This is a genomic window from Flavobacterium poyangense (assembly GCF_011751075.1).
Taxonomy (GTDB): domain Bacteria; phylum Bacteroidota; class Bacteroidia; order Flavobacteriales; family Flavobacteriaceae; genus Flavobacterium; species Flavobacterium poyangense.
Window position 1 is genome coordinate 61,271 of the sequence record NZ_JAALLN010000021.1, and the last position, 10,883, is coordinate 72,153.

The 10,883-nt window shown below is 36.3% G+C and carries 10 protein-coding genes; 3 read left to right on the plus strand and 7 right to left on the minus strand.

The window, feature by feature from the left end:
- Positions 1-18: 18 nt before the first annotated feature.
- The 5 genes from G3A47_RS20370 to G3A47_RS20390 all read right to left on the minus strand — a co-directional run bounded on the left by G3A47_RS20370 (position 19) and on the right by G3A47_RS20390 (position 5,770).
- Positions 19-1,347, minus strand: a complete 1,329-nt coding sequence (locus G3A47_RS20370) for an aldehyde dehydrogenase (protein WP_166925753.1) — start codon at positions 1,345-1,347, stop codon at positions 19-21.
- A 75-nt stretch (positions 1,348-1,422) separates the two neighbouring features.
- Complete coding sequence (locus G3A47_RS20375; protein WP_166925755.1) at positions 1,423-2,112, minus strand: RluA family pseudouridine synthase; 690 nt, start codon at positions 2,110-2,112, stop codon at positions 1,423-1,425.
- Positions 2,113-2,263: 151 nt separating this feature from the next.
- Positions 2,264-3,082, minus strand: coding sequence for a 3-methyl-2-oxobutanoate hydroxymethyltransferase (gene panB / locus G3A47_RS20380; RefSeq protein WP_166925756.1), 819 nt, complete (start codon positions 3,080-3,082; stop codon positions 2,264-2,266).
- 49 nt (positions 3,083-3,131) lie between these two features.
- Positions 3,132-4,331, minus strand: a complete 1,200-nt coding sequence (locus G3A47_RS20385; protein ID WP_166925758.1) for an SH3 domain-containing protein — start codon at positions 4,329-4,331, stop codon at positions 3,132-3,134.
- Between the two features lie 11 nt (positions 4,332-4,342).
- Positions 4,343-5,770, minus strand: coding sequence for an L-serine ammonia-lyase (locus G3A47_RS20390; protein WP_166925759.1), 1,428 nt, complete (start codon positions 5,768-5,770; stop codon positions 4,343-4,345).
- Positions 5,771-6,057: 287 nt separating this feature from the next.
- Here G3A47_RS20390 and G3A47_RS20395 point away from each other — a divergent pair, with 287 nt between their 5' ends.
- The 3 genes from G3A47_RS20395 to G3A47_RS20405 are packed head-to-tail and all read left to right on the plus strand — an operon-like array spanning position 6,058 to position 9,391.
- Positions 6,058-8,205, plus strand: coding sequence for a cation:proton antiporter (locus G3A47_RS20395; RefSeq protein WP_166925761.1), 2,148 nt, complete (start codon positions 6,058-6,060; stop codon positions 8,203-8,205).
- Between the two features lie 31 nt (positions 8,206-8,236).
- On the plus strand, positions 8,237-8,980 hold the full coding sequence (locus G3A47_RS20400; protein ID WP_243860529.1) for a DUF2625 domain-containing protein: 744 nt from the start codon (positions 8,237-8,239) through the stop codon (positions 8,978-8,980).
- A 45-nt stretch (positions 8,981-9,025) separates the two neighbouring features.
- The gene (locus tag G3A47_RS20405) at positions 9,026-9,391 is read left to right on the plus strand and encodes a VOC family protein (protein ID WP_166925763.1); all 366 of its coding nucleotides are present in this window, start codon (positions 9,026-9,028) and stop codon (positions 9,389-9,391) included.
- A gap of 274 nt (positions 9,392-9,665) precedes the next feature.
- On the opposite strand, the gene G3A47_RS20410 is transcribed toward G3A47_RS20405, so the two are convergent.
- Both G3A47_RS20410 and G3A47_RS20415 read right to left on the minus strand, forming a co-directional pair.
- Positions 9,666-10,034 (minus strand): iron chaperone, encoded by a 369-nt coding sequence (locus G3A47_RS20410; protein ID WP_166925765.1) that lies wholly within the window; start codon positions 10,032-10,034, stop codon positions 9,666-9,668.
- Positions 10,035-10,265: 231 nt separating this feature from the next.
- A complete protein-coding gene (locus G3A47_RS20415; RefSeq protein ID WP_166925767.1) occupies positions 10,266-10,733 on the minus strand; it encodes an SRPBCC family protein in 468 nt (155 codons plus the stop codon).
- Between the last annotated feature and the right edge of the window lie 150 nt (positions 10,734-10,883).

A 10,883-nucleotide genomic window follows, 5' to 3' on the forward strand; every position in this document is an offset into this window, starting at 1 on the left:
ACTAAAATGTTTTAGTGCTTACAACCAGTCTAATATGCGTTTAATAGCGGTTAATTTATCTTTGTAGGGTGCATAACGCATCGGTAAATCCAACCAATTTGCTTTTTTGACCACTCCTTTGTGATGAGAGAAAATATCAAAGCTCAACTGCCCGTGATAGGCTCCGATGCCACTGTGACCAACACCACCAAAAGGGAGTCTTTTATTAGAAAAATGCACTACGGTATCGTTAATGCATCCACCTCCGAAAGAGTAGGTGGTAATTAGTTTTCTGGCAAAAGATTTGTTGTCGCTAAAAACATAAAATGCAAGAGGTTTCTCATATCTGCTAATTACATTTTTAATATCTTCTTCTGTTTCGTAGGTAAGTATTGGTAAAATTGGTCCAAAAATTTCTTCTTTCATCACTGGACTGTCCAAACTAGGCTCTTCGATAAGTGTAGGTGAAATGTATAAGGCATTGGCATCAGTTTCTCCGCCAAACAATACTCTTTCGGGATCAATCATATTCGCTAAACGCAACCAATTTTTGGTATTGACGATGCGCGCAAAATCGGGTGATTTTTCCATTTTTTTACCATATGCTTTTGTGATTTCCTGCATTAGAAAAGAAATGAAATTGATCTTCATGTTCTTTTGAATCAGGATATAATCGGGGGCAATACAGGTTTGACCGGCATTAATAAATTTACCCCAGACAATTCTTTTAGCGGCTAATTTTAAATCGGCTGTTTCATCAATGATACAAGGATTTTTGCCGCCTAGTTCAAGTGTAACAGGCGTCAGATTTTCGGCAGCGGCTTTGGCCACAATTTTACCTACAGCGACACTTCCCGTAAAGAAAATATAATCCCAGCGTTGTGCCAGTAATTTGTTGGAAACTTCTACACCACCCTCAAAAACTTCTACATGACTAATATGGAAAGTTTTCTGAACGATTTTGGTTATAACTGCCGATGTATGTGGAGTAAGTTCAGAAGGTTTCAGAACAACTCTGTTTCCCGCTGCTACAGCAGAAATTAATGGACATAAAGCAAGTTGAAAAGGGTAGTTCCACGGAGCGATGACCAAAACGTTTCCGTAAGGCTCTTTGAAAATATAATCAGTAGAAGGGAAATTGAGAAGGGATGGAAAAACAGGTTTTGGTTTTGCCCAACTACGCATGTTTTTAATCGTGTCTTTCAATTCCGAAATAACATAGTTTGTTTCGGTCAAAACAGCTTCAAATTCAGGTTTTTTGAAATCATCGTATAACGCTTTTACAATCAAATCCTCGCTTTTCTGGATGTTGTAGAGTAATTTTTTAAGCGTTTCTTTTCTGTACCCAATGTCGTTTTTGTAGTCCATTTTTATGATTAACTTGATTTTTCTCTATGCAAGTTAATTGATAAAATTTAAAAAAATAACAATTTAATCATAAAATCAAATTGCATTCCAGATCGTTTCATCCGGCGTTGGGGCAATAATGGCCATACTTTCTTTAGAAACCGGATGCACAAACATTAATTTTCGGGCATGGAGATGGATACCTCCGTCAGGATTGCTTCGGTCAAAACCGTATTTTAAATCTCCTTTAATAGGTGATCCAATTGCAGATAACTGCGCACGAATCTGATGATGACGACCTGTATGAAGATTGATCTCTAAAGCGACATAATTTTGAAGTTCTTTAAATACAGTATAATCCAGACTGGCTATTTTACTGTCCGGTACTTCTTTTAAATGGGCTTTTGAAGTATTATTCTTTTCATTTCTTTTTAGAAAATGAACCAATTTGGCAGTTGTTTCAAGAGGTTTGTTCTTTACAACTGCCCAATAGGTTTTTTGTGTTTCGCGATTAGAGAACATTTCGTTCATTCGCGACAATGCTTTACTTGTTCGGGCAAAAACTACGATTCCGGTTGTGGGTCTGTCTAAACGATGAATTACTCCGAGAAAGACGTCACCAGGCTTGTTGTATTTGGCTTTAATATATTCTTTAACAACATCTGACAACGGTTTATCACCTGTTTTGTCACCTTGTACAATATCGCCTACACGTTTGTTTACCACAATAATATGGTTGTCTTCATGCAGAACCTGGAGATTATTTTTATCGGAAACGATTTTCATTAGAAAGCCTTAGGGGGGGATTTTAAATTTTAGATTTTAGATTTTTGAAGTTTCGAGTTTCAAGTTTCAAGTTTCAAGTTGCATTTTACATTTTACATTTTACAAATTGAAAAACTAAGAATCTTAGGAACTCAGTAACTCAGAACCTCTATTAATACTGTTCTTTTTCATTCGGGAAATCACTCGATTTTACATCTGTTACGTATTGACCAATCGCAGAGGTCATTTCCTGATATAAATCTAAATAACGACGTAGAAAACGCGGACTGAATTCATTATTCATTCCTAACATGTCATGAATCACCAAAACTTGTCCGTCTACACCGCCACCGGCACCAATTCCGATAACCGGGATTGAAATACTTTTAGCCACTTTTTCAGCCAGATGTGCAGGGATTTTTTCAAGAACAACTGCAAAACAACCAATTTTTTCAAGCATTTTGGCATCTTCAATCAGTTTTTCTGCTTCATCTTCTTCTTTGGCACGAACACTGTACGTTCCGAATTTATAGATCGATTGTGGTGTTAAACCCAAATGCCCCATAACCGGAATTCCTGCGTTTAATATTTTTTTGATAGATTCTTTAATTTCTTTTCCACCTTCCAGTTTTACGGCATGACCACCGCTTTCTTTCATGATCCTGATAGCAGAACGCAATGCTTCTTTAGGATCAGACTGATAACTTCCGAAAGGTAAGTCTACTACAACCAAAGCTCTTTCGATAGCGCGAACTACAGACGAAGCGTGATAAATCATTTGGTCTAAAGTAATCGGCAAAGTCGTTTCGTGACCTGCCATAACATTTGAAGCTGAATCGCCCACCAGAATCACATCGACTCCTGCGGTATCAACAATTTTGGCCATTGTAAAATCATAAGCAGTTAACATAGAGATTTTTTCTCCGTTGCTTTTCATTTCGATTAACGACTTTGTTGTGATTCTTTTATAATCTTTTTTTGCTACTGACATTTTATTTTTTTTGAGAATGTAAAAGTATTGAATAAAAGTAGATTTGGAATCAGCAATAAAAGAATATTTTGATGGCAAAAAGTTTACCGTCTTTAAATTCTATTCTAAACTCACTGTCCGGCAGTGCTAAAGAGTAGTGATGCGGGGCTTTTATTGAGGCACTTATATACGTGCTATATTTTTCTACGAAAGTTTTTTCTGATAATGAATAATCCAGTGCTGACTTATTATTTAATATAAGTTTGTTGTTTTCGTTAATGTAGACTTTTGTAATTTCTACCTGATTTTGTTTTTCATCGACAGAAGCTTCGAGATCCGCATAATAGTAAAAAAGTTCACTTAGATAAATTCCGCATTCATCACTGACAGTTGCTTTTTTGGAGGGTTTGCCAAATACTTTTTCCAGCTCTTTTGTAGTGGTATAAAGAGATTTTGTTTTTAAACCTTTTAGTGAAAATTCTGCATTTTGGCTTAAAGCAAAAATTTCTTCCGCTGTTTTTTGTTTTGCCTGTCCTTTGGCTATGGCAATATTTAGTTCTGTTTCAGCGGTAAGTTTAGGATCATTTAACTGTTTGACCACTTCGAAATATCTTTGATAAGCGGGAGCCAATTTTGAAGGATCACTGTTCCATGCCAATTCTACAATGCGTTCTGCAATTGTTTTACGTTCAGAGATAGCCGTAACGTCCAGCTGATCGAAATTTTGGAGCAAAGTATTAAAATCAGGTCTTTCTCCAAGGAACTTTCTTAAGGTATATTGGGCATATTCATCGCTAAGGCTACCGTTGATATTCACCCATTCTTCAGGGTTTTTAGGGGAATAGTTAACCGTAACCGGATCTCCCGTATACAAAATTTCTTTTACTTTTGAATTTCTGTCCGGTAAGGCCCTTGCTTTTAAACCTGCAACCAAAACAAAAAGATGATTTGATCCATGATAGTTGTCGCTGCCTTCTATAATGGGATTTTCCTTGTCTTTTATTTTAATATCAGCAGCATTTAAGGTTTTCGAAACAAATTTTGCTTCTACATATCCTTCCGACAAATTATCTGATTTTACTTTGTACCAGCCATTTTCGTTTTCTGACAGGAGCTGTATTTCAGCACCGTATTTGAAATAGCCTAAAAATGCTCCCGCACTGTTCTTTGAGGTATACAAGCGCGTGTCCGATTTTAGGAAATATCGGTCTTGTGCCTGTAATACCAGTGTACAAAACAGGAATATAACAAAAAGGCTTTTTTTAATCATGGAATCGCGTTTTAACAATCAGCCATATTTACAGCAATTGCCAAACCTCCCTCAGAAGTTTCTTTGTATTTAGAGTTCATGTCTTTTGCCGTTTGCCACATGGTGTTGATTACCTTGTCTAAAGGCACTTTTGCATTTTTTGAATCTGTTTCTAAAGCTAATTCTGCTGCATTTATTGCTTTTATGGCCCCCATCGTATTTCTTTCGATACACGGAATCTGAACCAGACCACCAATTGGGTCACAAGTTAGACCTAAATGGTGTTCCATAGCGATTTCGGCAGCCATTAAAACCTGTGCAGGAGTTCCGCCCATTAATTCACAAAGTGCAGCCGCGGCCATAGAAGACGAAACTCCAATTTCGGCCTGGCAACCGCCCATCGCGGCAGAAATGGTGGATCCTTTTTTGAAAATACTTCCAATTTCTCCGGCAACCATCAAAAATTGTTTGATTTCTTTTTCTCCGGCATTGTGGTTTTCGATTACCAAATAGTACATCAAAACGGCTGGAATTACTCCGGCGCTTCCATTAGTTGGTGCGGTAACTACACGTCCTAATGACGCATTTACTTCATTCACGGCAAGTGCAAAACAACTTACCCATTTTAAAATCTGACGGAATTTTACTTCCGTTTTTCTAATCTCTTCTAACCAGGTTTGAGGAGAATTATAGTTAGATAAACCAATCAGGTTCTGGTGCATGTCAAACGCTCTTCTGCGCACGTTTAGTCCACCCGGAAGAATTCCTTCGGAGTGACAACCAATATACATGCATTCGAGCATGGTGTTCCAGACACGCATTAATTCGGAATGTATTTCTGCTTCAGAACGCATTGATTTTTCATTCTCATAGACGATCTCAGAAATCAATTTGTTTTGTACAACCGTATAATTTAACAGTTCAACGGCATTCTGAATAGGGAATGGAAAGGCACATTTTATTTCTTCCTTTATTTTGGCAGTAGTGCGTTCTTCTTTCACCACAAAACCTCCACCAATAGAGTAGAAAGTAGATTCATATGCAGAATCATCGGCTTTGTAGGCCGTAAATTTTAATCCGTTTGCGTGAAACGGAAGAAAGTCTTTATTGAAAACAATGTCCTGAAGAAAATAAAACGGAATCGTGCTGTGATTTCCTAAAATGATTTCATTTTTAGTTTCAATGTCTTTGATGATTCCTGCTATATTCTCAACAGGAATATATTCAGGATCCTGACCACTTAAACCCAGCATTACGGCCAAATCTGTAGCATGACCTTTACCGGTTAGAGAAAGAGACCCGTACAGATCGACTTTGACTCTGGTAGTTTCGTCTAAAATAGATTCGTCTTTTAATTCTTCTAAAAAACGTTCGGCAGCACGCCAAGGACCAAGTGTGTGCGAGCTTGAAGGCCCAACACCAATTTTAAGCATATCAAAAACAGAGATACATTCTTCCATTGTACAATTTTTATGAAGACAAAGATAATTGAATAATGCAAAGATGCTTAATTTTGATTTGTTAATGTTGCAGTTTTGTTAAAAAAGATATTAAAATTTAATAATTTGGCAACGAAGTAAATTTAAATTCTTAATATAGAACTTTCGTAAATAAATCGTGTTTTTTTAGGTATTTTTGTAAGGAACCAAATGCCAAAGAAATCAATAAGCCGCATTTCTGAGATTTCATTTTAAGTAAGGTGCTTTTTGACGGACAAGAGAAAGCACAAAGAAGATACAATTTAACTATGATAGAATTTTTCAAGCATTTTTTACAAGAATTCGAATTACCATTAAGCAACCCCGTCTTGATCTTTTCGTTGATACTTTTCATTATTCTGTTATCTCCAATTTTATTAAAGAAAATAAATATTCCGGGCATTATTGGATTGATAATCTCAGGGGTAATTATTGGACCACATGGACTTAATATTCTGGCAAAAAATTCAGCAGTCGATTTGTTTTCGACTATTGGACTGCTCTATATTATGTTTATTGCAGGTTTGGAATTGGATATGAACGAGTTTAAAGCCAACAGAAACAAAAGTTTATTATTTGGTTTGTTCACTTTTATTTTTCCACTTTGTATTGGCTTTCCGGTTTGCTTTTATTTGTTGGAGTACGATTTTAATGCCAGTTTTTTAACAGCAAGTATGTTCGCCACCCATACATTGGTTGCTTATCCGATTGTCAGTAAACTTGGAATTGCTAAAAACCAAGCTGTTGCGATAACGGTTGGAGGAACCATTTTGACTGATACCGCGGTTTTGATTATTCTTGCGGTAATTATGGGCAGCAGCCAGGGCAGTCTGAATCAGGCTTTCTGGATAAAACTGGGTGTTTCATTGGCTATTTTTTCTGCTATTATGTTTTTGGTGATTCCGAGGATCGCCAAATGGTTCTTTAAAAAACTGGAAAGTGAAAAACACGCCCACTATATTTTTGTACTTTCGGTTGTTTTCTTTGCTGCCTTTTTAGCGGAGGTAGCAGGAGTGGAGCCTATTATTGGTGCTTTCGTTGCCGGTTTGGCATTAAATCCTTTGATTCCGCATTCTTCTGCGTTAATGAACAGAATTGAGTTTATCGGAAACGCTTTGTTTATTCCGTTTTTTCTGATTTCTGTTGGGATGCTGGTGGATATAAGTGTAATTCTAAGTGGACCAACTGCTTTAATTGTGGCCGGTACATTGAGTGTTGTTGCTATTTTTGGAAAATGGATTGCAGCCTTTTTTACTCAGGTGGTTTTTAAATATACCAAAACAGAGAGACAACTTATTTTCGGATTGAGTAGTGCACACGCGGCAGCAACTCTGGCGGTTATTCTAGTTGGATTTAAAGCGAAAATTCTCGATGAAAATATCTTAAACGGAACAATTATCTTAATTTTAATAACCTGTATTGTAGCTTCTTTTGCCACTGAAAAAGCGGCTAAAAAAATTGCTATTTGCGAAGAAGAAGTTTCTACAGAAGATGCTAATAAAGATCAGACTTTTGAAGAACATATTTTGATCCCATTGGCTAAAACTTCTGCAACGTCCAGCCTTTTGGACTTTGCCCTTTTGATAAAGGATAAAAAATCTGCCAATCCGGTGACATTGTTAACGATCGTTCCAAATAATGATCAGGCAGAAATTAATATTTTAAAATATAAAAAGGCGGTGGACAAATTTGTAATTCAAGGTTCCGCTTCCGAAGTAAAAATCAATACCATCGCCAGAATCGACCATAATCCGGCAAGTGGAATTGCCCGTACTTCAAAAGAAATTATGTCGGATATCGTGATTATCGGCTGGCCAAGGAAAACAGGTTTTCTGGACAAGATTTTTGGAGAAAACGTAGATTCAATAATCAATAACGTAGATAAAAGTTTGTTTATCTGTAGGTTTCAGAAGACATTTATCGAAGAAAAAAGATTGGTTTTTATTTGTCCGCCATTCTCAGAAAGAGGATTAGGATTTCATCTTTTACTGCAAAAAATATGTCGTTTGTCTCAGGAATTAAGTATTCCGATCGTTATTTACGCCGAATATAAAACGCATCAGTCTATTATGCAAATTGCGACTAATTTGAGATTGAATGCAAAACTGGGTTTCAAAAGTATTTTAGATTGGGAAAATTTTGAAGCTATTTCGGATGAAATTAAACCAACTGATCTAATTGTTTTTAATTTATCGCGTAAAGGTTCTGTATCCTATCAATCAATCTTTGATAAATTACCTCAGAAATTCGAAAAATCATTTGATGACAATAATATAATATTGGTCTACCCTCAGGACGATCGTAAAGAAAGTGCGATGGATGCCTATGAGGATTTTACTGCAACTCCTCTTAAGAAAAGTATCGAAGCGATTGAGCAAATTGGTAGAGGTTTGGGAAGTATATTGAAGAAAAATTAAGAAAATAGAATAAGAATTTGTAACCTGTATAATGACACGAAATTTTTTTGCCGTTATAGCGATGTCTATAACTTTTATAACAACAGCTCAAACTAAAATGCAATCCGTAGATAAACTTATAAATAAAACAGATCCAGGCTGGAAACTCGTGGAAAGCTGGATTAAAACAGCTACTAATAAAGTTGAAATTTTACCGGTCGATGCCGCAAAGGCAAAAGACGTATTGTACAAAACACAAGTTACGACTCAATCACCAATGGGGGGCATTGTTTTTATGACGGGTGGTCTTTTAATTGATGACGGCTGGATTAGAATTCTGGGTTCTGGAAATGCAAAATTCAATCGTACACTTCCGGATTGGAACAAAGGAAAATCGTTTAAAGAATTTGGTGAAACGCCTTCTTTTTTGATTGTGGCAGATGATGCGATCGGTGGTTTTTATCTTTTAAACGGAGGCGGATTAGGAACAGACTTAGGAAAGATGTATTATTTCTCGCCTGACAATTTAGAATACGAACCACTTGATATTACCTACTCTGAATTTTTGCAATTTTGTTTTTATAATGACCTGGATAAGTTTTATGATGGGAACAGATGGAAGGGCTGGAGAGAAGAGGTTTCAAAATTAAAGGGAGATGAGGTTTTTAATTTTTACCCCTTTCTTTGGTCAAAAGAAGGAAGTGATATTAATAAAAATTCACGAAAAGTTATTCCGGTGGAAGAACAGTACAGTTTAAATGTTGATTTGCACAAGCAATTGGGGGCTAATCAATAAAACCGGATTTTTAATGTTGCGATAGTAATCTAAAAAAAATAGATAATGGAGCATAAAATCAAGTCAATAAGACCATTTATCGGGGCAAAAGATTTTGAATTATCAAGAAGCTTTTATCGTGATTTAGGTTTTGAAGAAGGGGTGTTAGAAGCTAATTTTTCTGTTTTCAAAACCGGAGAAACGGCATTTTATCTGCAAGATTATTACGCTAAAGAGTGGATAGAAAACACCATGATTTTCCTGGAAGTAGACGATGTTGATCGTTACTACAAAGAACTTTTAGCCTTAAAACTTCCGGAAAAATATGCCGGTGTAAAATTAACGCCAATTCGCAATCTCGATTGGGGAAGGGAATGTTTTTTGCACGATCCGTCGGGTGTTTTGTGGCACTTTGGGGAGTTTAAGAAATAAGTTTCGGTGTCTGGGTTAGTCTGAAACGGGAATATTTGTTGTTATTTTTTTTTGTTTCAAGTTTCAAGTTTCAAGTTTCAAGTTTTCTGGGATATTTCACGCAGATCTATTTAGATAGTTTTTATCGAAATCACAGGGCAAAATATCGATTTAATCTGCATGCATAAAAAGAAACTTTGCGCTTTTGCGTCTTTGCGAGCGAATAAATCTAAATCATCCCTTGACAAATAGTATCTGTATTCTGAATTGTAATGCTACGTCAAATTTAGATGGATTAACTTTTACCTTTTTTTGCTAAATTTTCTTTGACTCTGAATTTTACAATTTTAGTAATTAAAGCAAAAGGCATCGGTTCGTTTAAAGGGAATTGTACTGATCCTTTTCCTGATTTGTATTTAGAAAGCTCTTCCTTAAAAGCTTCATGTCCACTTGGCAAAGCATATAAACCAATATGATTTTTGAAAGCGGCAAAATAAACTACAATCCCGTTTTGATCAAAAGCCGGCATCGAGTAACTGATTTTTTCTTTGGCATCAGGAGCTGCTTTCTGAATCGTCATTCGTATTTCTTCTAAGACTTCCTGCACGTCATTTGGGAAAGAACCAATGTATTCGTCTATGGTTGCGGGTTTTTTTGTGTCCATTTGTTTTGTTGTTTGCTCTGTTGTTTGCTCTGTTGTTGGTTTTGTTTCAAGTTTCAGGTTTCAGGTTTGTGGTATTCCTGTCATTTCGACGCAAGGAGAAATCACACCCAATATTCGGCAAAGTTTATGCGCTCAACTATTGTGCTTTCTCCTTGCGTCGAAAGGACCATAGCAGCTCATTTCACATCTCACAGTACACATTTCACAGTAGACATTTCACAATTAAAAACCTTAACCCAGCCCCTTAGGAAAACGATCCAAAACCAAATTTAGTTGAAGTTGATGTTCTAAATATGCTTTTGCTCCGGCTAGAACCAGTGTGAAACCTTCAGTAGAATTTCGTACCTGATCAATAATTTTATCGGTTTCGCCTTTTAATCCCGAGTTGGTTATGCTGACAAAAGTTTCATCTTTGTTTAAAGGAGTAAAAATCCATTCTACTTCTGTAAGGTCGCCCGAGTTTCCCCATTCGATTACAATCTTCTCATTTTCTTTTATAACTTTTGTTAAAACCGTTAAGGAGAAATCATACATTTCCCAAACCCATTCAATAGGTTGGTACTCTTCTAGTTTTCCGGAGCCTTTGGTAAACCAAAATTTACTGGTGATTTCCGGATCTATAAAAGCCTGAAAAACTTCTGAAACAGGTCTTCTTATCAGCATTTCGGCTCTTGCGAATTTGTTGTTTTCTGTTTTCATTTGTGTTTTTTGTTTGTAGTGAGATGTGAGATGTGAGATGTAAAATGTGAGATGGTGTATCGTTTGTCATTTCTGTAAAGGTTACTTATTTCGGTAACAGATTTATCATTTCTATTGGTTTCTTTCCATCAATACCTTGATGTGGTCTTT